Origin of the sequence: Pararhodospirillum oryzae, from assembly GCF_007992075.1 — a bacterium.
Classification (GTDB): domain Bacteria; phylum Pseudomonadota; class Alphaproteobacteria; order Rhodospirillales; family Rhodospirillaceae; genus Pararhodospirillum; species Pararhodospirillum oryzae.
Genome location: NZ_BJZO01000019.1, coordinates 19,987 through 43,398, shown reverse-complemented (window position 1 = coordinate 43,398; position 23,412 = coordinate 19,987). Strand labels below are relative to the sequence as shown.

At 68.3% G+C, this 23,412-nt stretch carries 22 protein-coding genes and 3 tRNA genes; 14 read left to right on the top strand and 11 right to left on the bottom strand.

The window, feature by feature from the left end; translation table 11 throughout:
• Position 1: 1 nt before the first annotated feature.
• Entirely contained in the window at positions 2–775 is a 774-nt protein-coding gene (ubiE, locus tag ROR02_RS05080) for a bifunctional demethylmenaquinone methyltransferase/2-methoxy-6-polyprenyl-1,4-benzoquinol methylase UbiE (RefSeq protein ID WP_147162929.1), read from the bottom strand.
• Positions 776–1,089: 314 nt separating this feature from the next.
• Between ubiE and mutM the strand changes: the two genes are divergently transcribed.
• From mutM to ROR02_RS05065, 3 genes are all read left to right on the top strand, one after another.
• Positions 1,090–1,926, top strand: a complete 837-nt coding sequence (mutM, locus tag ROR02_RS05075; RefSeq protein ID WP_147162928.1) for a bifunctional DNA-formamidopyrimidine glycosylase/DNA-(apurinic or apyrimidinic site) lyase — start codon at positions 1,090–1,092, stop codon at positions 1,924–1,926.
• Between the two features lie 18 nt (positions 1,927–1,944).
• Positions 1,945–2,430, top strand: a complete 486-nt coding sequence (locus ROR02_RS05070) for a hypothetical protein (RefSeq protein ID WP_246135409.1) — start codon at positions 1,945–1,947, stop codon at positions 2,428–2,430.
• 115 nt (positions 2,431–2,545) lie between these two features.
• Positions 2,546–3,322 (top strand): enoyl-CoA hydratase, encoded by a 777-nt coding sequence (locus ROR02_RS05065; RefSeq protein ID WP_147162927.1) that lies wholly within the window; start codon positions 2,546–2,548, stop codon positions 3,320–3,322.
• A gap of 30 nt (positions 3,323–3,352) precedes the next feature.
• Here ROR02_RS05065 and ROR02_RS05060 read toward each other — a convergent pair whose 3' ends face one another.
• From ROR02_RS05060 to ROR02_RS05030, 7 genes are all read right to left on the bottom strand, one after another.
• The gene (locus ROR02_RS05060) at positions 3,353–3,943 is read right to left on the bottom strand and encodes a Smr/MutS family protein (RefSeq protein ID WP_147162926.1); all 591 of its coding nucleotides are present in this window, start codon (positions 3,941–3,943) and stop codon (positions 3,353–3,355) included.
• Entirely contained in the window at positions 3,940–4,773 is an 834-nt protein-coding gene (locus ROR02_RS05055; protein WP_147162925.1) for a LutC/YkgG family protein, read from the bottom strand. Before ROR02_RS05055 ends, ROR02_RS05060 begins: the two co-directional genes overlap by 4 nt.
• A 47-nt stretch (positions 4,774–4,820) precedes the next feature.
• Positions 4,821–5,351, bottom strand: a complete 531-nt coding sequence (locus ROR02_RS05050; protein WP_147162924.1) for a hypothetical protein — start codon at positions 5,349–5,351, stop codon at positions 4,821–4,823.
• The gene (locus tag ROR02_RS05045) at positions 5,344–6,804 is read right to left on the bottom strand and encodes a lactate utilization protein B (RefSeq protein WP_147162923.1); all 1,461 of its coding nucleotides are present in this window, start codon (positions 6,802–6,804) and stop codon (positions 5,344–5,346) included. Before ROR02_RS05045 ends, ROR02_RS05050 begins: the two co-directional genes overlap by 8 nt.
• Before the next feature lie 19 nt (positions 6,805–6,823).
• The gene (locus ROR02_RS05040) at positions 6,824–7,615 is read right to left on the bottom strand and encodes a (Fe-S)-binding protein (protein WP_147162922.1); all 792 of its coding nucleotides are present in this window, start codon (positions 7,613–7,615) and stop codon (positions 6,824–6,826) included.
• 96 nt (positions 7,616–7,711) lie between these two features.
• On the bottom strand, positions 7,712–8,887 hold the full coding sequence (mltA, locus tag ROR02_RS05035) for a murein transglycosylase A (protein ID WP_246135408.1): 1,176 nt from the start codon (positions 8,885–8,887) through the stop codon (positions 7,712–7,714).
• Between the two features lie 5 nt (positions 8,888–8,892).
• Complete coding sequence (locus ROR02_RS05030) at positions 8,893–9,555, bottom strand: Tim44/TimA family putative adaptor protein (protein WP_147162921.1); 663 nt, start codon at positions 9,553–9,555, stop codon at positions 8,893–8,895.
• A gap of 245 nt (positions 9,556–9,800) precedes the next feature.
• On the opposite strand from ROR02_RS05030, the gene ROR02_RS05025 reads away from it, so the two are divergent.
• From ROR02_RS05025 to ROR02_RS04980, 10 genes are all read left to right on the top strand, one after another.
• On the top strand, positions 9,801–10,352 hold the full coding sequence (locus tag ROR02_RS05025) for an FxsA family protein (protein WP_147162920.1): 552 nt from the start codon (positions 9,801–9,803) through the stop codon (positions 10,350–10,352).
• A gap of 110 nt (positions 10,353–10,462) precedes the next feature.
• Positions 10,463–10,963 (top strand): protein-export chaperone SecB, encoded by a 501-nt coding sequence (gene secB, locus ROR02_RS05020; protein ID WP_147162919.1) that lies wholly within the window; start codon positions 10,463–10,465, stop codon positions 10,961–10,963.
• A gap of 639 nt (positions 10,964–11,602) precedes the next feature.
• Positions 11,603–12,034, top strand: a complete 432-nt coding sequence (locus tag ROR02_RS05015; protein ID WP_147162918.1) for a helix-turn-helix domain-containing protein — start codon at positions 11,603–11,605, stop codon at positions 12,032–12,034.
• 261 nt (positions 12,035–12,295) lie between these two features.
• Positions 12,296–14,146: an ABCB family ABC transporter ATP-binding protein/permease gene (locus tag ROR02_RS05010; protein WP_147162917.1), complete on the top strand. Its 1,851-nt coding sequence runs from the start codon at positions 12,296–12,298 to the stop codon at positions 14,144–14,146.
• 217 nt (positions 14,147–14,363) lie between these two features.
• Positions 14,364–17,825: a pyruvate carboxylase gene (gene pyc / locus ROR02_RS05005; protein WP_147162916.1), complete on the top strand. Its 3,462-nt coding sequence runs from the start codon at positions 14,364–14,366 to the stop codon at positions 17,823–17,825.
• 371 nt (positions 17,826–18,196) lie between these two features.
• Positions 18,197–18,403, top strand: coding sequence for a cold-shock protein (locus ROR02_RS05000; protein WP_147162915.1), 207 nt, complete (start codon positions 18,197–18,199; stop codon positions 18,401–18,403).
• A gap of 125 nt (positions 18,404–18,528) precedes the next feature.
• Positions 18,529–18,604 (top strand) — tRNA-Glu (locus ROR02_RS04995).
• 284 nt (positions 18,605–18,888) lie between these two features.
• Positions 18,889–18,964: transfer RNA gene (locus ROR02_RS04990), tRNA-Glu, on the top strand.
• A gap of 133 nt (positions 18,965–19,097) precedes the next feature.
• Positions 19,098–19,370, top strand: a complete 273-nt coding sequence (locus tag ROR02_RS04985) for a CopG family ribbon-helix-helix protein (RefSeq protein WP_147162914.1) — start codon at positions 19,098–19,100, stop codon at positions 19,368–19,370.
• A gap of 47 nt (positions 19,371–19,417) precedes the next feature.
• Positions 19,418–19,648, top strand: a complete 231-nt coding sequence (locus ROR02_RS04980; RefSeq protein WP_246135407.1) for a type II toxin-antitoxin system RelE/ParE family toxin — start codon at positions 19,418–19,420, stop codon at positions 19,646–19,648.
• A 198-nt stretch (positions 19,649–19,846) separates the two neighbouring features.
• On the opposite strand, the gene ROR02_RS04975 is transcribed toward ROR02_RS04980, so the two are convergent.
• Positions 19,847–19,921, bottom strand: a tRNA-Val gene (locus tag ROR02_RS04975).
• 143 nt (positions 19,922–20,064) lie between these two features.
• Between ROR02_RS04975 and ROR02_RS04970 the strand changes: the two genes are divergently transcribed.
• Positions 20,065–20,955 carry an N-formylglutamate amidohydrolase gene (locus tag ROR02_RS04970; protein WP_147162912.1) on the top strand — a complete coding sequence of 297 codons (891 nt, stop codon included), beginning with the start codon at positions 20,065–20,067 and terminating at the stop codon, positions 20,953–20,955.
• Positions 20,956–20,965: 10 nt separating this feature from the next.
• On the opposite strand, the gene ROR02_RS04965 is transcribed toward ROR02_RS04970, so the two are convergent.
• Together ROR02_RS04965 and ROR02_RS04960 are read right to left on the bottom strand one after the other, a co-directional pair.
• Positions 20,966–22,249, bottom strand: coding sequence for an MFS transporter (locus tag ROR02_RS04965; RefSeq protein WP_147162911.1), 1,284 nt, complete (start codon positions 22,247–22,249; stop codon positions 20,966–20,968).
• Complete coding sequence (locus tag ROR02_RS04960) at positions 22,246–23,391, bottom strand: thiolase family protein (RefSeq protein WP_147162910.1); 1,146 nt, start codon at positions 23,389–23,391, stop codon at positions 22,246–22,248. Before ROR02_RS04960 ends, ROR02_RS04965 begins: the two co-directional genes overlap by 4 nt.
• Positions 23,392–23,412: the final 21 nt, after the last annotated feature.

Below are 23,412 nucleotides of genomic sequence, written 5' to 3'. Positions count from 1 at the left end.
GTCAAAGGCGCCAGCCCGTATGCATGGCGGCAATGCCGCCCGAAAGATTGCGATACCGCACCTGACGGAAGCCCTTGGCGGCCATGCGCTGGGCCAGTTCGTCCTGGGGCGGGAAGCGGCGGATGCTTTCGGCCAGGTAGCGGTAGGCTTCCTCGTCGTGGGCGATGTAGCGGCCCATCAGGGGCAGCACCTTGAAGGAATAGGTGTCGTACAGCTGGTCGAACAGGGGAATGACCACCCGGCTGAACTCCAGGATCATCATCTTCCCGCCCGGGCGCAGCACGCGGTAGGCATCGGCGATGGCGTTGTCGATGTTGGTGACGTTGCGCAGGCCAAAGGCGATCGTGTAGACGTCCATGCTGCGGTCGGGAAGCGGCAGGTGCTCGGCGTCGCCCACCACCCACGACAGGCCCTCGACGAGGCCGCGATCAAGGGCGCGGTTGCGTCCCACCGACAGCATCTCGTAATTGATGTCGCTCACCGTCACGTTGGCCGGACGGGTGCCAACGCTCATGTGGCGGTTGGCGCGGTTCAGGATGCGAAAGGCGATATCGGCGGTGCCGCCGGCCACGTCCAGGTAATCGCGACCGGGCCGGGGGTCCAGCCAGTCAACGAACGCGTCCTTCCATAAACGGTGGACGCCCCCGCTCATCAGGTCGTTCATCAAGTCGTAGCGCGGGGCCACGGAATCGAAGACTTCCCGCACCATGCCGGCTTTTTCAGCCGTCTTCACGGTCTGGAAACCGAAATGAGTCGTCTCGTTGTCTTGCGTCATGCGTGCACCTTGTCCCAAGCTCCGCCGATCGGAACCGATCAACGGAACCCCTGCCGGCCGGCGGGCACCCGAACCAGGGGGGCGGTCCGACGGGGGCGCGGGCGTTTTGCGCCCAAGCGGATCCCGATGAGAGGCTCTCATCTCGCCCTGGTCTTAGAGCATCCGACCGGGCGGAGAAACTGCTTTTTGCACCAAGCCCCGGCCAGGGCTTGCACGGGAAGGCCCGGGCCCGCATGTTTTGGAACCTTCCCAGGGAAGGCCGGGCCGCGCCCGCCCTTCTTTTCGTCGTCTTCTTGTCTCCATCGAGTGCGCCCGTGCCCGAGCTGCCTGAGGTTGAAACTGTTCGTCGGGGGTTGTTCCCGCTGCTGGTCGGCCGTCGCCTGAGCCGGGTCTGGGTGCGTCGGCCCGATCTGCGCCGCCCGCTGCCCGTCGATCTCGCGGCCCGCCTGGAGGGGGCCCGCGTCGTTGACCTGGGCCGGCGCGCCAAGTACCTGATCGCCACCTTGGAAGACGGCCCCCGGGTCCTTCTGCACCTGGGCATGAGCGGACGCCTCACTTTGGGGCCCCGGGCCCAGGCCGGCGACCCCGGGGTGCATGATCACGTTCTGATCGACACCGACGACGACCAGCGGCTGGTTTTTCACGATCCGCGCCGTTTCGGCCTCATCGCCCTGGCCGAGCCCGGGGAGGAGTCGCCGTTGCTGGCCGGCCTGGGGCCCGAGCCCCTGGATCCGGCCTTCGATGGCCCCGCCCTGGCCCGTCGCCTGGCCGGCCGGCGCGGGCCGCTCAAGACCGTGTTGCTGGATCAGCGCGTGATCGCGGGTCTTGGCAATATTTACGTGTGCGAGGCCTTGTACCGCGCGGGCCTCTCGCCCCTGCGTCCGGCCGAAAGCCTGGACGCGCCCGAGGCCGCGCGTCTGGTGGCGGCCATCCGGGCGGTGCTGGAGGATGCCCTGGCGGCCGGCGGCGCTTCGCTGCGCGATTACCGCCATGTCGACGGCTCTTCCGGATACTTCCAGTTAAATGTTTCGGTGTATGGGAAAGAGGGGCAACCCTGCCCCACGTGTGACTGCCCGGCCGGCGAGGGAGGCATTCGTCGCCTGATTCAAGCCGGCCGCTCGACGTTTTTCTGTCCCCGCCGCCAAGGGTGATGGTGTAGGATCGCCCGCATGATGACGCCAGAACCCGCCTGTCTCGTGGCCGCGCCTTGTCGTACCAAGCCCCTGGCTTCGCGTCAGCGGGGCAAGGCGGGCTTTTTGGGCCCGTGCGGCGCGCGCGGCCGGGGGGGCCTCGTGGCCCTGGCCCTGGCGGTGGTCCTTGGCGGTTGGGCGGGGCTGTGCGCGCCCGTCCGGGCGGGCGACGCCCCCGCTTTCGTCTCCGGCACCGACGACCTTCCCCTGATGCCCGCCCTGCGCCCCCTGGCCGGAACGGGCATGGTGTTCGACAGTCCTGGCGGCCGGCTGATCGAAGCCTATGCCACCGGGGCGGTGCGCGCGGCCGATGTGCTGGCCTTTTACCGCGACACCCTGCCGCAACTGGGATGGCGGGTGAAGGGGCCCAACTCCTTTGCCCGCGATGGCGAGGTGCTTGATCTCGACTTCACCACCGGCGCCTCCACCCTCACGGTGCGCTTTTCGCTGGCCCCTGGCGGCTGAGCGCCGACCCCTCCTTTTCCCAAGGGGGGGACGTTCGTTTTCCGGGCGGGCGGTTTCGTCCGACCTGCGGGCGTCCCTCCGGTCCTTCCCCACTCCCCACCACGGAGCAGGCATCATGGCCTACGACAACATCCTCGTCGAAACCAGCGGCCAGGTCGGGGTTATTACCCTGAACCGGCCCAAGGCCCTCAACGCGCTGTCGTCCGGCCTCATCCGGGATCTGGGCGCCGCCCTGGATGCGTTCGAGGCCGCCCCCGACGTGCGGGTCATCGTTCTGACGGGATCCGACAAGGCCTTCGCGGCCGGGGCCGACATCAAGGAAATGGCCGAAAAAACCTACATGGATGCCTACCTGCAGAACTTCATCACCCAGGGTTGGGAACGGGTCACGGTGTGCCGGAAGCCGGTGATCGCCGCCGTTGCCGGCTTTGCCCTGGGCGGAGGCTGCGAGCTGGCCATGATGTGCGACATGATCATTGCCGCCGACAACGCCAAGTTCGGCCAGCCCGAGATCAACCTGGGCACCATGCCGGGCGCCGGCGGTACCCAGCGTCTGACCCGCTTCGTGGGGAAATCCAAGGCCATGGACATGTGCCTGACCGGGCGCATGATGGACGCGGACGAGGCCTGGAAATGCGGTCTGGTCAGCCGGGTGGTGCCGCTCGACGATCTGCGCGAGACCGTGATGCGCATCGCCGAAACCATCGCCGACAAAAGCCTGCCCATCACCATGATGGTCAAGGAGGCGGTCAACACCGCCTATGAAACCACGCTCAGCCAGGGCATCCACTTCGAACGCCGGACCTTCCACGCCACCTTCGCCACCGACGACCAGAAGGAAGGCATGGCCGCGTTCATCGAAAAGCGCCAGCCCAGCTTCACCGACCGCTGATCGAAAGGAGGCGCCCAGGGCGCGCGTGGTTCAGTCGCGCAGGCGACGGATCAGCACGTACACCGCCCCGGCGCCTCCGTCCTCGATGCGGGCCGGGCTGTAGCCCACCACCAGCGGGCGCAGCCCGGGGCCGTCCAGCCAGCCGGGCAGGGCTTGGCGCAGCACGCCCGGCTCGCCGGCGCGAAACCCCTTGCCAGTGATCACCAGAACGCAACGCCACCCCCGCGCCTGGCCCTTGCGCAGGAACGACGCCAGGGCATCGTGGGCGTGAATCTGGGTCAGCCCGTGCAAATCCAGCGTTGCGTCCAAGGCGGTGCGGCCCTGGCGCAGGCGTCGGGCCGTGCGCGCGTCCATGTCGCGCAGATGGCCCCCCTGGGCCAGCGGATCCAGGCGAGCCAGCGACGGGCGCGGCGGGGGCCGCTTCTGGACGGGAATGCCCTGGGGGGTCAGGGCCGGCAGGGCCGGCGCCGTGTCCGAGGCGGGGGCGGGCCGGGGGCGTCCGGTCATGGGGGTGGTCACGGTCACCCGGTCGGCGCGCTGGCCCAGGGGCTTGACCGAGCGCGACAGCTGACGCCAGACCTGGGCGTCGGCGTCGGACAGATCCGGCTTGCGTCGTTTCATGGCCGGTCGGGCACCGGCCTGTCCACCAGGATGATGTGAAGGCGCAAGGGGCCATGGGCGCCCATTTGCAAGGTCTGTTCGATGTCGCCGGTGCGCGAGGGCCCGGTGACGATCATCACCGAGGCGGGCAGGGTCGTGCCAAAGCCGGCGCGCAGCCGGGTCACGGCGTCGTTCAGGCCCCCCACCACGTCGGCGGGGTCGAGCACGACGATCTGGTTTTCGGGCAACACGGCCAGGGTGGCGGCCCGCCCCGGCCGGCTGTCGAGCAGGACCGAGCCGGTCTCGGCCACGCCCGCCAGGCCCCGGCACAGGGAAACCCGATCGGTGGGGCTGGGGCGCCCGGGGCGCAGGGAAAGGCCCGACACCCCGTCGAGCGCGGCGAGAAAGGGATCGTCGTCGGTGACCAGAACCGGGGGCAGCCCGTGGCCTCGAAGCCACTCGGCGATCAGGTGCCCCAGGCGGGCCGGAAGGCCGGCGGCGGAGCCGCCGGGCAAAACGCTGGTGTCGGCGGTGGAGCCGTCGGGCAAAACGCTGGTGTCGGTGGTGGAGCCGCCGGGCACCACGCTGACCTCGGCGGCGGCCGCGCGGGCCCGGGCGATGAACGCGTCCACCCGCCCGGCGTCGTCGGGTCGGGCCCGGGTGGGCACGGGGCCGGGCCCGGGGGTGGCCAGGCGGGCGACGATGGCGTCGCGGGCGGCGGCCTCGGTCGCCGGATCCCGGCCCAGCGCCGCGCGCACGGCGGCGCGCACGGCCAGGCGCCCCGGGGCGTCGGGGGAAGGCGAAAGGGGGGCCGGCTGGGGCGTGGGGTGGGAAGAGGACGTGCTGGACATGAAGCGGCCTGTTAAGCGGGTTTACTCGGGCGGGTGATGCGGGCGGGTTATTCGGGGGCCAGATCCTCGCCCAGGCGGGTCGGGAGGCCGCCGCCGGCCACCCCCAGGCCGGGACCATGGGCACGGGCCACGAACTTGCGCGCGATGGCGCGCCAGTCGGCATCGGGAGCCGGGCAACCGATGCGCGGGTTGGCGGCCAGGGCGATGATCACCCCCCCGAACTGCCACAGCGCCCGCCAGTGATAGATGTTGGTGAACATCATGCGGATGGTGCGCTCGCGCAGACGCCGGGCGATCCACGGCCGCACGCCGAACACATAAAACAGCGATGCCCCCAGCAGCGCGGTCAACCCCACGAACACGTTGACGAACAGGAAGGCCACGCTGCCCAGCAGCATGATCAGCAGCGGCCCCACGTTGTCGGCCACGCTGAACACGGGCGAGCCGCCCCGGTTCAGGTGGGTGAAGTTGGTGTACACCAGGACCAGCCCGTTTTCATGGGCGGTGCGCAGGCGGGCGTGCAGCTCGATGTCGTGCTTTTCGCGCTCCAGGCGGGCGCGGGAGACGGCGTTAGGCATGGGGGCCCCCCGGGGGTGAACGGTGGAGCGAAGGGCTCGCGCGCAGCCGTTGGGCCCAGCGCGCGCGGAAGGTATCGCCCTCGGGCACCGGCAGCACGGCCGGGGCACGGTCGCGGTGCAGGCGGCTGGCAAGGGCGCGCAAGGCGGGGCGGCGCGCCAGCTCGCGCAAGGCGCGCGCGCCAAGGCGGGCTCCCAGGGCGTAGACGGACGGGTGGCGGGCGGCGAGATGCCAGCCGGTCAGGGCCAGGCGCTTGCCGGGCGGCACCAGGGCGCGCGACCAGGCGGCCTCGCGCGCGGTGCGCAGCAAGGCGGGCAGGGGAATGCGCACCGAGCAGACCTCGGCGCAGCGCCCGCACATGGTGCACGCATCGGGCAGGCGGGGCGCGTTTTCCAGGCCGAGCAGGGCGGGGGTCAGGACCGAGCCCATCGGGCCGGGATACACCCAGCCATAGGCGTGTCCGCCCAGCACGCCGTACACCGGGCAGTGGTTGAGGCAGGCGGCGCAGCGGATGCAGCGCAAAATGTCGCGCGAGGCCGACCCCAGGAGGGCCGAGCGCCCGTTGTCGATCAGCACGACATGGAAGGCCGACGGGCCGTCGGGGTCGTCGGCCGGGCGCGGGCCCGACGCGAGCGAGGTGTACACGCTCATGTCCTGGCCGGTGGCCGAGCGTGCCAGCACGCGCAGCACCGTCATGGCGTCGTCGAGGGTGGGCACGACCTTTTCGATGCTGGCCAGCACGATGTGGGTCGCGGGCAGCAGGCGGGTCAGGTCGGCGTTGCCTTCGTTGGTGACGATCACCACCGAGCCGGTTTCGGCGATCAGCATGTTGGCGCCGGTGATGCCGACGTCGGCGTTCAGGAAGGCATCGCGCAACACCGCGCGTGCCTCGGCCAGAAGCTGGGGCGGGGTGTCGAGCGGGCGCCCGGCGGGAAGGTGGGCATGGGCGGCGCGGAAGCTGTCGGCCACGTGTTCCTTGCGCAGGTGGATGGCCGGGGCAATGATGTGGCTGGGCGGTTCCTCGCGCAGCTGAATGATGTATTCGCCCAGGTCGGTTTCCACCGGGCGCACGCCATGGGCCTGGAGGTGATCGTTGAGCGCGATTTCCTCGGCGATCATGGATTTGGATTTGGTGACCGTGCGCGCCCCCGCCGCCTGGCACAGGGCCAGAACGGTCTCGCGGGCCTCGGCGGCGTCGCGGCACCAGTGCACATGACCGCCCTGGGCGATCACCTTGGCCTCGAAGGCGTCGAGACAGGCGTCCAGGTGGTCGAGGACATGGGCGCGCACGGCGGCGGCCGCGTCGCGCAGGGCCTCGAACTCGGGCAGCGCGCCTGCCGCCGTCGCCCGGTTCCGGCGAAAGCCCGTTTTCATGGTCCCCAGGGAAAAGCGCAGGGTCTCGTTTTCAAGAGCGGCGCGGGCCTGGGCGGGAAAGTTCAAGCAGGTGGGGTGCATGAGAGCGGTTCCGGGCGGTTCAGGGCCCCGGGGCGGGCGAAATCTCGCCCACGGCGGGGCCGTCGGTCAGACCGGCCAGAACCTCGGCGACATGGCGGACCCGCACCGGGGCGTTCTGGCGCTGGGCGGCGGCGGCAAGGGTGACCAGGCATCCCAGGTCGGCGCCCAGAAGGGTGGTCGCCCCGGTGGCCAGAACGTCGGCCAGTTTGTCGTGGGCCAGGCGTTGGGACACTTCGGGGAAGGTGGTGGAAAACGTGCCGCCGAATCCGCAACACTCCTGGGCCGGCTCCGGGGCGATCTCGCGCAAGGTCAGGCCCTCGACCCGGGCCAGCAGGCGGCGCGGCTGATCGACAATCCCCAGCTCGCGCCGTCCCGAGCAGGAATCGTGATAGGTCACCGTTTCGTCGAACCGGCTGTCCACCGCGTCCCAGTTCAGGACATCGGTCAGGAAGGCGGTCAGTTCCCAGGTGCGCGCGGCCAGGGCGCGGGCGCGGTCGGCCCATTCGGGATCGTCGGCCAGCAGCTCGGGATAGTGCACGCGGATCATGGCCGCGCAGCTGCCCGACGGCACCACCACATGATCCACGTCGGCGAACTGGGTGATGACCTGCCGGGCCAGGGCCTGGGCGTCGGCGCGCGCCCCCGCGTTGAAGGCGCCCTGTCCGCAGCAGGTCTGGCGCCCGGGCACGAAAACCCGGCACCCGGCCTGTTCGAGCAGGCGCACGGTGGCCAGGGCGACGGTCGGGCGGACCAGATCCACAAGGCAGGTGACAAAGACGCCCACCAGGGGGCCGGGCGGAGACTCGTTCATGGGAAACCGACGCCACGCTCAGGGGAAGGAAGGGGCAGGGAAAGAAAGGGAGCCCCGTTTTTCCCCCTTGAAGGGGAAGAAACGCGGCCTCCCCCTCTAGGATGACGAACGGGTTTGAGCTTGGCAAGGGGCTGGGGCGGCGGACGGGCAGGCGCGGGCGACAACCGCGGCGCGGGGCAGCAGGATCCACAGCCTGCCCGGGGATTTCATGCCTCCCGCGTGATACAGGGCTTCCTCTCCCGTGCCCCAGAACAGATCTCCGCGCACGGCCCCGCGAATGGCGGAGCCGGTATCCTGGGCGACCAGAAGGCGGCTGACCCGGCCGCCGTGGGCGTCGGTGGTGTCCAGCCACACCGGCGCGCCCAGGGGAATGTGATCGCGGTCCACGGCCAGGCTGCGCCCGGCGGTCAGGGGCACACCCTGGGCTCCGATCGGCCCGTCCTCGTTCACGAAGCGGAAAAAGATGTAGCGGGGGTTGTCGCGCATCAGGGCGCGGCCTTCCTCGGGGTGGGTGCGCAGCCAGGCACGAATGGCGGGCATGGACGAGCCGTCCCCCAGGCCGCGCTGGCGCATCAGGCCGCCAATGCCCACGAAGGGGTGGCCGTTGTTGCCGGCATAGCCGATCCGAACCCGGCGCCCGTCGGGCAGGCGCGCCACCCCCGAGCCCTGGATGTGCAGGAAAAACGCGTCGATGGGATCGCGCGCCCACAGCAAGACGGTCGCCACGCCGTTCAGCGCGCCGTCCTCGATCGCGGCGCGGTCGGGGCGCGGGGCCGGGGTCTCCCAGCCGGGCGGCAGGGCATAAAGCGGCGTGGTGTAGCCGGGCAAGCGGGTGGGCGAGGCGTCCAGGGTGGTTTCGTAATAGCCCGTGAACAGGCCGTTGGGGCCGTCGGGACCGATCACCTGCCAGGCCTGGAAGGCCTGGGCCAGGGTCTGGCGCAGGCCAGTGGTTCCGGTGCCCAGGGCGGCCACGCGGGTGATCTCGGCGCACGGCGGCGCCCAGTCGGCGGCGCGCACGCCCAAGGCACGCGGCCCCACCGGGGTGGAGCCGGGCAGGGTGGCCAGGCGGGCGCACGAGCGGGTGAGGGCGGGCAGGGCCTCGGCGACGGTGTCCGTGTCCCAGCCCGGCAGGCTTTCAATGGGGACCGGGCGGTAGTGCACCTGTCCGTCGCCCCCTTCGCGGGGTTGGGGCCCCTGGGCGCAGGCCGCCATCACCGCCAGCATCCCGGCCGCCGTGAGGCGGCCCAAGGCGCGCGTCGCGCGTGGGATCACGATGGTCAATCCTCCTCGGGGACCCGGGTCGCGACGAGTTCCCAGTTAGGATCCGGGGAGGTGACGTCGCGGCGGAAGGTCCAGATGTCCGTCACGTCATCCACGTGGTTGGGGTCGCCTTCCACGATGGCGTCGGCGGCGTCACGGGTGACGTTCACCTGCTCCGTGACAAAGCGCACGGTGACCAGGGCGTCCCGGCCGCGCAGCTCGACGGCCTCGAAGGCGACCGAGCGGAAAGCGACCAGATCGGTTTCCATGGTCTCGCCCTTGCGTTCGCGCGTGTCGATGACGGCGGAGAAATTGCGCATCACGTCGGGAGCCAGCAGGGGCTGCAAGGTGTCGCGATCGCCCTTGGCGAAGGCCATCAGGATGATTTGAAAGGCCGAGCGCGCGCCGTCCAAAAAGGCATCGGGCGAGAACGACGGATCGACCTGGCGCAGCCGGGTGAGGCCGCCGGCAAGGGTGCCCTCCAGGGGCGCGGCGCCGGTGGGGACCCGGGGCGGCAGGTCGATCACGTTGTCGGTGCGCTCGGACGAGGGGGAGATGATCGGCGGGCGGTCCTGCTCGTCGCCGGTCCGCCGGCCCAGGACGCCGCGCAGGCGCAAAACCAGGAAGGCGGCGACCATGGCGATAAAGATGATGTCGATATACTGGAGACCGTCGTTCATGTCCGCATTGGCCTGGAAAGGGTACAAGATCCGGGCAGCCTACCCGATCCGGGCGGCCGGCACCACCACCCATGGGGCTGGCGCGGGGGTTTTTGGCCCCCCCGGGGCGGGGAAAAACCCCGGCAGGGCCCGGGAAGGCGTTTCGTCGTGCTTCGTCGTTGCGCCAGGGCCAGGGGGCGGTAGTATGAGGGACAAGACGCAACAGCTTTTTCACACATAGGGTGCTCAGGAAAGGACAGCAAGTCATGGGGCTTCCCTTCGCCGTTCTCCTTGCCTTGTTCATCGGGTTTCCGGTGATCGAGATCGCGTTGTTCATCAAGGTGGGGGGGGCGATCGGCGTGGTGCCGACCCTGGCGCTGGTCGTGCTGGCCGCCGTGGCGGGCTCGGCGGTGGTCCGCCATCAGGGGCTTTCCACCTTGAACAAGGCGCAAGAAGCCGTGAATGCCGGCATTTTACCGGTCAAGGAGCTGTTCGACGGGGTGTGCATCCTGATCGCGGGCTTCCTGCTGGTGCTGCCCGGCTTTTTTAGCGATATCCTGGCCGTCTTGCTGCTGATTGCCCCGGTGCGCGACGCCCTGCGCGGCTGGCTCGATCGCCATCCCGGGATGGTCGTGACCCCCATGGGCGCGCGCGCCGCTTCCAACGAGGATGGCGCCCGTGGCCCGCAGGTGATCGACGCCGAATACGTGGAAGTAACGGTCGACGTGGAAGGCGAGACCACGACCTCGGGCTCGCCGTCGTCGAAGGGCAACCCGTGGGGCAAGGGCGGCGCCGGCCAGCCGCCGGCGGACGGTTGAGGGCAGCGCCTGGGGTGTGCTACGCCTGAGCGGGCCCGGCCGGCCTTGTGGTTCGGCCGGGTCGCGCCCACGGCGTGCCCTCCTTGTTTTCAAGCCCAGACGAGGCCCCCATGAGCCAGGATACGCCCGCCGCCGGTGCCGACCGCGCCCGGCCGCAAGCGCCGCTGATGATCAGCCATCAGTATACCAAGGATCTGTCGTTCGAGGCGCCCAACACGCCCCAGATTTTTACCCAGTTCACCAAGCAGCCCGAGATTTCGATCAACGTTGACGTGAAGGTCGAGCCGGTCCAGGAAAACGTCTTCGAGGTCATCTTGCACTTCGAGGTCGACAGCCGGATTGGCGACACCGTGGCTTTCCTGGTTGAACTGAAGTACGCGGCGGTGGTGTCGGTGCACGTCCCCGAGGAACACGTGCGCCCGATGCTGCTGATCGAGGTGCCGCACCTGCTGTTCCCCTACGCCCGCAACATCTTGTCGGACACGACGCGCGACGCGGGTTTCCCGCCCCTGATGCTGCAGCCGCTGGATTTCGCGGCCATGTATCGCAACCGCTTCCAGGCCGCCCAGGCCCAGGGTCCGGAAGACGCGCCGCCGGTCGGTCACGCCTGATCGGCCGGTTTTTCGTCCCGTCCCTTCCGCGCGCGTCCCGCGCGTTCGGAAGGGGCGGGACCTGACCTTCGCGCTCCGCCGCCGAAGGTCGGGAACAGCCCCGGGACGGGGCCCGTTTCCTCCTTTCTCCCCTGCCTGCGAAAAACACGCCAGGAAATCAGGCGGTGTCCGTCCGACTCCGCTTGCGGCGCCGTCGCGGCCCCTTGGGCACCGTGCGCCGAGCCGGATCCGGGCACGGTGTTCTCACTTCTTGTTCCGACGTTCGACGCATCCGAAAGGCGGGGTCCCCCTTTTCGGGTCTTGGCCGTGCCATGCCCTGGGCCTTCCCGTCTCGTGCGGTTTGCGAGGGAAAAGACAGTGCGCAGGCCGGGGGTGCAAGACTATAGTGAACGTTGATTGATGAGCCGGGTTGCCCTTGCCGCCTCCTATGTTCGCCCGGATCGATTGTCGCGATCCCAGGGCTTCCTTCCGGGCGTTGATACACGCTTAGGTATTTTTATCAATTTGATAATCGAAAGGCTCGACGAGCACAGCCTTATAAGGTAAATATTGGCGTGTTCCCTATGCGGGGTTGTGCTGTCACCTCTTGCGTGCGCGCGCCCAGGACCGGGGTCATGTTCTTGCTCGGTTGACTTGCCCATGTCGGATCAGGAAGCCACCGCCATCCACTTCGTGGATTCCCATGTCGGCCAGAAAATCCGCCAGCGCCGGATGGCCCTGAACATGGATCAAGAGACCCTCGCGCGGCGGGTGGGGGTGTCGTTTCAGCAAATTCAGAAATACGAACGAGGCACCAACCGGGTGAGTGCCAGCCGGTTGTTCGATGTGGCCCGCGCCTTGGGGGTGGGCATCGACTTTTTCTTCCGCGACCTGGAAAACGGCGACCCCGGCAAGAACGCGGCCCTGATGCGGGGATTGCGTGGCCTGATCGGGGACGACGCGGGCGGCGGCGATCCGATGGAGCACAGGCAGAGCATCGAACTGGCGCGGGCGTTCTGGGATCTGCCCGACGAGGCCATGCGGCGGTGTTTCGTGGATCTGCTCAACGCCATGTCGCGGGCCGACGACTGAGCGCGGGGGGGCAACGGGCCAACCGGGTGCAGTCCTGGGCGCCCTTGAAAAAGGGCTCCCCGACGCCGCGACGGCGGCGCGCGGCCCCTGCCGCGAGAGCCAGACGCACGGAGTGCGCATAGGGTACTTGAGGGCATCGAAAAAACTCCAGGACAATCAATTTACCCGATTGCTCTGAGGTTTCCGGGCGTTCGTCTTGCGTCGCGGCGCCATCCGGCCTAGACCCGGACGGACGCCCCTCCCTGGACGAAAGCCCTGGCCGTGAAACGACGTCCCGCCGACATTCCCCCTCCCGTTCCCGAAGGTCTCGCCCACGACTGGCGGATCCTTGGGCGTCTTCTTCCCCACCTGTGGCCGGCGGGCGAGCCCGCGTTGCGCCGGCGCATGATCTGGGCTGGCCTCTTGCTGGTGGCGGCCAAGGTCGCCACGGTCGCCACGCCCGTCTTCTTCAAGCACGCGATCGACGCCCTGTCGCATCCCGACGCCAGCCTTGCCGGCTGGGCGGCGGTGCCGGTGGGGCTCATCTTGGCCTATGGCCTGGCGCGCATTGGCAGCCAGGCCTTCAACGAGCTGCGCGACCTGGTGTTTGCCCGGGTGGTGGAGCGGGCCATTCACGTCATCGGTCTGCGCACCTTCCGCCATCTGCATGGGTTGTCGCTGCGCTTTCACCTGGAGCGCCAGACCGGTGGCCTGTCGCGCGCCATCGAGCGCGGCACCCGTGCCATTGATGTGATTTTGCGCCTGTTCGCCTTTCGCGCCGGGCCGTCGCTTCTGGAACTGGCCATGGTCTGCGCGGTGCTGGGCGCCTTGTACGATCCGGTCTTCGCCCTGACCATCGCCGGCACCATTGGTGTTTATATCCTGTGGACCCTGGGCCTGACCGAATGGCGCATGGGTTTTCGCCGGACCATGAACCAATTCGATGCCGAGGCGAACACCAAGGCGATCGACAGCCTGCTGAACTACGAAACCGTCAAGTATTTCGGCAACGAGGAGCACGAGGCCCGGCGGTTCGACCGGGCCCTGGCGGCCTACGAGGACGCGGCGGTGCGCTCGCACGTTTCCTTGTCCACCTTGAACATGGGCCAGGGCGTGATCATCACCGGGGGCCTGATCGTGGTCATGCTGATGGCCGGCCAACGCATTGTGCAAGGCGAGATGAGCGCGGGCGATTTCGTCCTGGTCAACACCTACCTGATCCAGCTCTATCAGCCGCTTAATTTCCTGGGGGTGGTGTACCGCGAGATCAAGCAGGCCCTCATCGACATCGCCGTGCTGTTTGCCCTGGGCGACACGCCGCCCGAGGTGGCCGACCGCCCCGGGGCCCCGGCCTTGCGGGTGGGGCGGGGGCATGTGCGCTTCGAGGCGGTGTCGTTTGCCTACGCGCCCGACCGGCCCATCCTGACCGATGTCACCTTGGACATTCCCCCCGGCGGCACCCTGGCCCTGGTCGGGGCCTCGGGGGCGGGCAAGAGCACGCTGGGACGGCTGCTGTTTCGCTTTTACGACCCCACGGCGGGGCGGGTGCTGATCGATGATCAGGACCTGCGCGCCGTGACCCAGGATTCGCTGCGTCGCGCCATCGGGATCGTGCCCCAGGACACGGTGCTGTTCAACGACACCATCGGCTACAACATCGCCTATGGCCGCCCCGGCGCCACCCAGGCCGAGATCGAGGAGGCGGCCCGCCTCGCCGCCATTCACGACTTCGTGGCCAGCCTGAAGGACGGCTACGACACCCGCGTGGGCGAGCGTGGCCTGAAGCTGTCGGGGGGCGAAAAGCAGCGGGTGGCCATCGCCCGGACCATCTTGAAGAATCCGGCCCTGCTGTTGTTCGACGAGGCGACCAGCCAGCTCGACAGCGCGACCGAAAAGGAAATCCAGGCCGCCTTGCGTCAGGTGCGCACGGGCCGGACCACCTTGATCATCGCGCACCGCCTTTCCACCATCGTCGATGCCGATCAGATCGCGGTGATCGATGCCGGGCGGGTGATTGAACAAGGCACCCACCACGATCTGCTCAGGCGCCAGGGGGCCTACGCGACCTTGTGGACCCATCAGCTCCAGGGCAGTTTTCCCGAGGAAACCAACGGGGGAGCCCGAAGCACCTGACGTTGGGGCCTGACGTTGGGGCCTGACGTTGGGGAAAGTGGGGGCGTGGGGTAGCCGGTTGCGATGGACGGAACGGGCGAAAAAACCGCCCCCGTGGGCGAAAAAGAGCTGTGGCAAATCGGCGCCAGAAGGCTTATTGCAGTCTTGCGCCGACGCCCATCCCTGCCCCAGATGAGTAATGGCGCGGTGTCCCCCTCTCTGTGTGGAGAATTCGCCCGTGAGCTCCGTCCTTCCTCGCAAGATTCGCAAGATCCTGGTCGCCAACCGAGGCGAAATCGCCATTCGTGTTTTTCGCGCCGCCAATGAACTGGGCATTCGTACCGTTGCCTTGTATACCGAGGAAGACAAGCTATCCCTTCACCGTTTCAAGGCTGATGAAAGTTACCTGATCGGCACCGGCATGGGGCCGGTCCGGGCCTATTTGTCGATCGATGAAGTGTTGCGGGTCGCGCGCACCTGCGGGGCGGATGCTGTTCATCCGGGCTACGGCTTTTTGTCCGAGAACCCCGAGTTCGCCGAAGCCTGCCTCGCGGCCGGGCTGATCTTCATCGGGCCGCCGCCCACGGTGATGCGCGCGCTGGGCAACAAGGTGTCGGCGCGCCGCCTGGCGGAAGCGGCCGGGGTGCCGGTGATGCCGGCCACCGGGCCGTTGCCCGATGATCCGGCCGAGGTGCGTCGTCTGGCCGAGGAGGTGGGCTATCCGGTGATGCTGAAGGCGTCGTGGGGCGGCGGCGGGCGCGGGATGCGCGTCATCACCGGCCCGCAGGAGCTGGACGCCCAGGTGGCCGCCGGCCGGCGCGAGGCCGAGGCCGCCTTCGGCAACGGCGAGGTTTACCTGGAAAAGCTGGTGCAGCGTGCCCGCCACGTTGAAGTCCAGCTGCTGGGCGACCAGCATGGCACCCTGGTTCATTTGTTCGAGCGTGATTGCTCGGTGCAGCGACGCAACCAGAAAGTCGTCGAGCGCGCCCCGGCCCCCTATCTGAACGACGCCGGCCGCGCCGAGCTGTGCGAGGCCGCCTTGCGTCTGGCCCGGGCGGCGCACTACGTGTGCGCGGGCACGGCCGAGTTCCTGATGGATGCCGACACCGGCGCCTTCTATTTCATCGAGGTCAACCCGCGCATCCAGGTCGAGCACACGGTAACCGAGGAAATCACCGGCCTTGACCTGGTCAAGGCCCAGATCCTGGTGCTGGAAGGCGGGCGCATTGGCGTGGTCGATGAAACGGGGATCCCGGCCCAGGAAGAGATCCAGTTCAAGGGCCACGCCATCCAGTGCCGGGTGACGACCGAGGATCCGGAAGCCAACTTCATTCCCGACTACGGCCGCATCACCGCCTATCGCGGCGCCACCGGCTTTGGAATCCGGCTGGACGGCGGCACCGCGTATTCGGGCGCGGTCATCACCCGCTACTACGACAGCTTGCTGGAAAAGGTCACCGCCTGGGCGCCGACCCCGGCCGAGGCCATTGCCCGCCTGGACCGGGCCTTGCGCGAATTCCGCATCCGGGGCGTGGCCACCAACCTGGCCTTCGTGGAAAACCTGATCAACCACCCGCGCTTTCGCGACGCCAGCTACACCACGCGCTTCATCGATGAAACGCCCGAGCTGTTCCGGTTTGAAAAGCGCCGCGACCGCGCGACCAAGCTGCTGTCGTTCATTGCCGACGTGACCGTCAACGGCAACCCCGAGGTCAAGGGCCGCGCCCTGCCCACCCCGGGCCCGGTGCCCCGGGTGCCCATGGTGCTGAACCAGGAGCCGCCGGCCGGCACCCGCCAGCGCCTGGACGCCCTGGGGCCCAAGGGCTTCGCCGACTGGATGCTGGCGCAAAAGCCGGTGCTGGTGACGGATACCACCTGGCGCGACGCCCACCAGTCCTTGCTGGCGACGCGGTTGCGCTCGTTCGACATGCTCCAGGTCGCCGACGTCTACGCCCGCAACCTGCCGCAGCTGTTCAGCCTGGAATGCTGGGGGGGCGCCACCTTCGACGTGGCCTTGCGCTTCTTGCACGAATGCCCCTGGGAGCGGCTGCGCCAGATGCGCGCGCGCGTTCCCAACGTGCTGTTCCAGATGTTGCTGCGCGGTGCCAACGGCGTGGGCTACACGGTGTATCCCGATAACGTGGTCAAGGGCTTCGTCCACGCCGCCGCCGAGGCCGGGGTGGACCTGTTCCGGGTTTTCGACTCGCTCAACTGGGTTGAAAACATGCGCGTGTCGATGGACGCGGTGCTGGAAACCGGCCGGCTGCTGGAAGCCACGGTATGTTACACCGGCGACATTCACGACCCCGACCGCGCCAAGTACGACCTGAAATACTACGTCGGCATGGCCAAGGAACTGCAAAAGGCCGGCACCCATATCCTGGGCATCAAGGACATGGCCGGGCTGGTCAAGCCGCGCGCCGCGTTCGAGCTGGTGCGGATTTTGAAGGAGGAAACCGGCCTGCCGGTGCACTTCCACACCCACGACACCAGCGGCCTGTCGGCGGCCAGCGTGCTGGAAGCGGTGCGGGCCGGGGTGGACGCGGTGGACGCGGCGATGGACAGCCTCTCGGGCCTGACCAGCCAGCCGTGCCTGGGCTCGCTGGTCGAGGCCCTGCGCTTCTCGGAGCGCGAGACCGGGCTGGATCCGGCGGTGCTGCGCCAGGTGAGCGATTACTGGGAAGCGGTGCGCCGGCAGTACGCGGCCTTTGAAAGCGACCTGCGCGCCGGGGCCTCGGAAGTGTACCTGCACGAAATGCCGGGCGGCCAGTTCACCAACCTCAAGGAACAGGCCCGCGCCCTGGGCCTGGAAAGCCGCTGGCACGAGGTGGCCCGCGCTTATGCCGAGGTCAACCGCCTGTTCGGCGACATCGTCAAGGTGACGCCCAGCTCCAAGGTGGTGGGCGACATGGCCCTGTACATGGTCGGCGCCGGCCTCACGCCCGAGGACGTGGCCGATCCGGCCCGCGACATCAGCTTTCCCGAATCGGTGGTGCAGCTGATGCGCGGCGACCTGGGCCAGCCGCCGGGCGGCTTCCCGCCCGCGTTGCAGGCCAAGGTGCTGCGGGGGCAAACCCCGTTCACCGGGCGCCCGGGCGAGGGCGTGCCTCCGGCCGATCTGGATGCCCTCAAGGCCGAGGCCGAGGGCAAGGTGGGCCATGCCATCGGCGCCGATGACCTGCAATCGTACCTGATGTACCCCAAGGTGTTCGTGGACTATGTCCGCCACCACGAGGAAAACGGGCCGGTTTCGGTGCTGCCCACGCCGGTGTTTTTCTATGGCATGAAGCCGCGCCAGGAGGTTTCGGTTGATCTGGAGCCGGGCAAGACCCTGATCATCCGCTGCCAGGCGATCGGCGACGTGGACGAGGAAGGCATGGTGAAGGTCTTCTTCGAACTGAACGGCCAGCCCCGGGTCATCCGGGTGCCCGACCGCTCGGCCCGCGCCACGGTGGCCACCCGCGAAAAGGCCGATCCCGGCAACCCGCGCCACATCCCGGCCCCCATGCCGGGCCTGGTGTCCAGCCTCACCGTGTCGGCCGGGCAGGCGGTGAAAACCGGGGATACCTTGCTCACCATCGAGGCCATGAAGATGGAAACCGCCCTGTGCGCCGATCGCGACGGGGTGATCGAGCGCATCGTGGTGCCGGTGGGCACGGCGGTCGAGGCCAAGGACCTGCTGCTGGTGATGAAGGACTGACGGCCGCCAGCGTCCAGGGGGGGGCGTTTCGCGCCTCCCCTTTTTTAGCGAAAACGAATCGATCCCGGCACCCGTCGCGACTCGGAACCGTATCGCGTCCCGGGCGAACCCCGGGCCCAAGGGTTCCCGGGGCGCGGCCCGGTCGGGCGGACCCGGCCAGGGCGCCGTGACGCTACGTAAAGAAGGGGGCACGTCAACGATTCAGGGCTTTTCCTTGCGCGCCCCCCAAAATTCAGCCATGTTCCCTGGATCGATTTTCGCCTAGGCTTACCGCGGCTGCCGATCTGGCCGGCTCATGGTCTGACCGTTGACGAAGAATTGATGTTCCGCAGCATGGGGCGCGGAGCAAACGCCAGATCAGGAGCAGATGCATGTCCACTGGCACCGTTAAGTGGTTCAACATCACCAAGGGCTATGGCTTCATCGAGCCGGATGATGGTTCGAACGACGTGTTCGTGCACATCACCGCCGTTCAGCAGGCCGGCATGGATAGCCTGCGTGAGGGCCAGAAGGTGTCGTTCGAGCTGGAGCGTGGCCGCACCGGCAAGATGGCCGCCGCCGGTCTGAAGCCGCTCTGATTTATTTTGCCGACACGGCAAAAAAAGAGCTTGCCAGACGAACCCAGGTTCGTTAGAAAGCGGCTCTCCCGCGATAACCCCGGTTAGCGCGGCTGGGCGAGGGATCTTCCTCCCTCGCTCTCAGCGTCCCCATCGTCTAGAGGCCTAGGACATCAGCCTTTCACGCTGAAGACACGGGTTCGATTCCCGTTGGGGACGCCATCTTTCTTCCGGAAGGTCAGGGTACTTTTCCTGCTTTCCCCTCCTTTCACACCTTATATATATGTGTGTTGTCGGCCTCGGGGTGATCCTGGGGCTGTTTTGTTGTGCGTTCGGGGTGGGATGCTGATCCTCTGCGGTGGCAACGCCGCGTTTTTCCTCTGAAATCACGTGTCCTCATCGCTAACGCTTGCCATGCGCGCTTGGGTTCGTTAGAAAGCGGCTCTCCCGCGAGAACCCCGGTTGGCGCGGGCCGGGCAAGGGATCTTTTCCCCTTCGCTCTCAGCGTCCCCATCGTCTAGAGGCCTAGGACATCAGCCTTTCACGCTGAAGACACGGGTTCGATTCCCGTTGGGGACGCCATCCTTCTTCCAAAAGTTCAGGGTGTTTTTCCTGCTTCCACCACCGGGATCCCGCACGGGGAGCGGGATGGACTTCGGGGGGGGCGGGGAGAGCTTATTGTCACGAGGTATTGCTCAGTGACAAGAGGTTCGCCATGGCGACGTCTCTCAAGATCGACGACGCACTGAAAGGTCGCGTCCAGCGCCTCGCCAACCAGCGCCATCGCTCGCCCCACGGGATTATGCTTGAGGCGATCCAGCAGTACGTCGAACGCGAAGAAGCCCGTGAAAACTTCAAGCAGGAAGCCCTGGCGTCCTGGGCGGCCTACAAGGAAACCGACCGCCACCTGACCGGCCAGGAAGTGCGCACTTGGTTGAAGGGCTGGGGGAGCGATGACGAAGCGGCGCTGCCTGAGTGCCACAAGTAATCGTCACCGAGGGGGCCGCGGAAGGCTTGGAGCGATGCCGGCGGTTCTTGGCCGGCAAGACGGACATCGCCAGACGAGCCGGCCAAGCCATTGAGCAGCACTTTTTGCTGCTGGAGACGACCCCTGACATCGGCCGGCCGTTCCCTGAAATGCCCGAACTGCGCGAGTTGGTGATTGCCTTCGGGGATTCCGGCTGTGTGGCCCTGTATCGCTACGAACCGGCCGACGATACGGTATGCATTCTGGCTTTCAGGCATCAAAAAGAGCTTGGCTACTAGAGCGTCGTGCCTGAATCCGATTTCACGCACGATGAGCTGGAGCGTCAGCCTCGGGGGTAATCCTGGGGCTGTTTTGTCATGCGCTCGGGGTCGGGCGTGAGGTAGGGTTCTGAAGTCGCGCGCGGTTCTGTCCGGCTTTCGGGGTGGATGCCAACAACAGAAAAGCCGCCAACCTGTCGAGGTTGGCGGCTTTCTGAATGGTGGGCGCGACTGGGATTGAACCAGTGACCCCTACGATGTCAACGTAGTGCTCTCCCGCTGAGCTACGCGCCCTCACCGCTGCGGAGGAGTGGTTTTTACCCATTGCCGGCGGGGCTGGCAAGAGCCTTTTTCTTCGATCCGTCATTTTTTTTGCTCGCTCCCGGATCTCGTTTCCCCGGTGGCGGCGGGCCGACCGGCCGCCTATAGTGACTCTCATGGATGCCCCCGCCGCGGAAGGTCCCAACTCCCCCCCCGCCTGCACGGTGCTTCGCCCGAAGCGCCAGACGGTTCCTCTTGTCCTTGCCTCACCCCATTCCGGAACCTGGTATCCGCCGGCCTTCCTGGCCCAGGCGGCGCTCGATCGCGACACCTTGCGCCGCTCCGAGGACACCTTTGTCGATGGTCTTTTCGCCGATGCCCCCGGTCTGGGGGCGCCGTTGCTGTGCGCCTTGTATCCACGCGCCTATGTTGATGTGAACCGGGAACCTTACGAGCTGGATCCCGGCATGTTCTCGGACCCGTTGCCCCCTTACGCCAACACCACCAGCCCGCGCGTGGCGGCGGGCCTGGGCACCATCGCGCGCCTGGTCGGGGCCGGGGCCTTGATCTATCGCCAGCCCCTGCCGTTTGCCGAGGCGCGCCGGCGCATCGAAGCCCTGTACCGCCCCTACCACGCGACGCTCGCCGCCCTGATCGCCGAAACCCGGGCGCGCTTTGGCTACTGCGTGTTGCTGGATTGCCATTCCATGCCCTCGGCCGGGCCCGATGCCGCCGTGCAGGGGGCCGACGTGGTGTTGGGGGATCGGCATGGCTTGTCGTGCGCCGCCGAGCTGACCCAGGTGGCGGCGCGTGTTCTGTCCGGCGCGGGGCTGCGCGTGGCCCGCAACGCACCCTATGCCGGGGGGTACACCACCGGCCACTATGGGCGCCCGACCGAGGGCGTCCACGCCTTGCAGATCGAATTGTCCCGGCGCCTGTACATGGACGAGCAGACCCACATCCCGCTCGCTTCCTTTGGCGCCCTGCGCGCCCTCATGGCGCGGGTGGTCGCGGCCGTGGCCGAGGTGGCGCCGCTTTCCTTGCTGCCCCGCCCGCCGGAAGCCTGAACGACGGGCTTCAGGGGGTGGGCGAGCGGGTCTTCCAGGCGACCCCCAGCAACACCAGCCCGACGACCAGGAAGACAATAATCGCTCCCATGCCGACCCGCTGGCTGCCCGACAGGTCGGTGAGCACGCCCACGGCGAGGGGGCCGGCAAAGGCGGTGATCCGGCCACTGAGCGCGAACAGGCCAAACACCTCGCCCCGGGCGTCGGCCGGGGCCTCGCGCGCGAGCCAGGTGCGGCTGGCCGCCTGCACCGGGCCAAAAAACAGGCCCATGGTGATGGCAAGCCCCAGGAACCAGCGCACATCATCAACCAGCAACACCGCCGTGCCGAACACGATCAGGCCGCCCAGCCCCAGGGCCACGGTGGCGAGCGAGCCCAGGCGGTCGTCGATCCAGCCAAACAAGGCCGCCCCGATGCCGGCGGTGACGTTGAGCGCGATCCCGAACTGGATGATTTCGGCCATGTCCAGGTCGAAGGTGCCGGCGGCGTAGATGCCCCCGAAGGCAAACAAGGTGTTGATGCCGTCGGTGTAGACCATGGCCGCGAGCAGGAACCAGCCCAGGCCCGGCCGGGCGCGCAGCAGGCCGGGCAGGGCGCGCACGGTGGCCAGGGTGTCGCGCAGGCTTTCGCCCAGGCGCGGGGATCCGGCCGCCGGCCGGGGTTCGCGCACGAACACGAACACGGGCCAGCCGAACACCACCATCCACACGGCAACCAGCAGCGCGCTGGCGCGCACCGGTTCCGCCTGGGCCGGATCCAGGCCAAAGGGTGGCGGCTGGGCCAGGACGAGGCCGAACAGGGCCACGACCAGGCAGAGAAGCCCGCCGGCGTAGCCCAACCCCCAGGCCCAGCCCGACAGCCGCCCCAGGGCGTGGGGGGTGCCGATGGCGGGCAGCAAGGCGTTGTAGAACACCGTGGCACCCTCGAACGCCGCGTTGGACAAGGCAACCAACACCAGGGCGGGCAGCAGGAAGGCGGGATCGGGCTGGATGGTGACGAGGGCGGCGGTCAGGCCGACGCACGCCAGGGTAAAGCCCAGAAGCCAGGGCAGCCGCCGCCCGCCCCGGTCGGCCAGGATGCCGCCCAGCGGCGCGATCAGGGCAATGAGCAGCCCCGAGGCCGCCATGCCATAGCCCCACGCGGTTGTCCCGGTGATCGGATCGGGGGCCACCGCCTTGGTGACGTAGGCGGAAAAAACGAAGGTGGCGATGACGGTGGGATAGGCCGAGTTGGCGAAGTCGAACAGGGCCCACGCCGGGGCCGCGAGGCGGGATGGCGCGGGCCCGGTGCTCATGGCGCCCCGGTTTCAAACAAGGCGGCCAGCCCCAGCCCGGCCGAGCTGGACAGCAAGACCGCGCCACGCTGATCGGGGGCGCTCATCAGATCGTGGAACAACCGCACGACCAGGAAAGCCCCGACCGCGCCCACGGGGTGGCCAAAGGCCAGGGTGCCGCCACCGGGGTTGACCCGCTCGGGATCGAGCGACAGTTGATTGATGCAGGCCAGGGCCTGCCCCGCGAACACCTCGTTGATCTCGATCTGGGCCAGGCTTTCCAGGGGCAGGTCGCCCACGCGCCGGCTCAGGCGCCGGGCCGCCGGTACCGCGCCCAGGCCGGTCAGCCCGGGATCGACGCCGCCGGCCACGCCATCGATCAGGCGCAAGGCTCCGGTGGCGCCCAGGGCCCGGGCCATGGTGGCTTCCATCACCATCACCGCCGCCGCGCCATCGGCGGGCAACGCGCTGTTGCCGGTGGTCACCGTGCCATCGTCCACCAGGGGCGAAAGGCGGGCCAGCCGTTCCTCGCTCAGGCCGGCGCGCGGCCCCTCGTCGCATTCCGGCTCGCCCCCCAGGAGGGGCACCAGCTCGAACTCGAAGCGGCCGTCTTTGTGCGCGGTGGCCGCGCGGGCATGGGATTGGGCGGTGTAGGCATCCTGGCGGGCGCGGTCGATGCCACAGGCCCGCACCACCGCCTCGGCCGCCGTGGCCACCGCCTCGTCGGCGGCGGCGTCGCCACAAAACGGCGTGCGCATCAAAAAGCGCGGCATGGCGGTGGCGGAGCGGGGGCGTTCCACCTGCCAGGGCGCGGTGCTGGCGCTTTCCACGCCGCCCGCCAGCACCACCCGCGCCGCGCCGGCTTGCACCATCCAGACGGCTTGCAAGATCGCTTCCAGGCCCGAGGCGCATTGAACATCAACGGTCGAGGCCGGGACCTCGGGAGGGAAGCCGGCTTCCAGCACGGCGAGGCGCGCGATGTTGCCGCCCTCGCGGGCGTTGCCAATAATGACCCGGTCAACCTCGGCTTCCTGCAAGCCGCAGTCGTCCAGAAGGGCGTGCAGCACCGGGCCCAGCAGGTGCGAGGCGCTCCGGGCGCGAAATTGTCCGCCGGCGCGGCCCACCGCCGTGCGTCGGGCGGCAAGAATGACCGCTTCAGGCATGATGAGTGTCTCCTTTGCCGG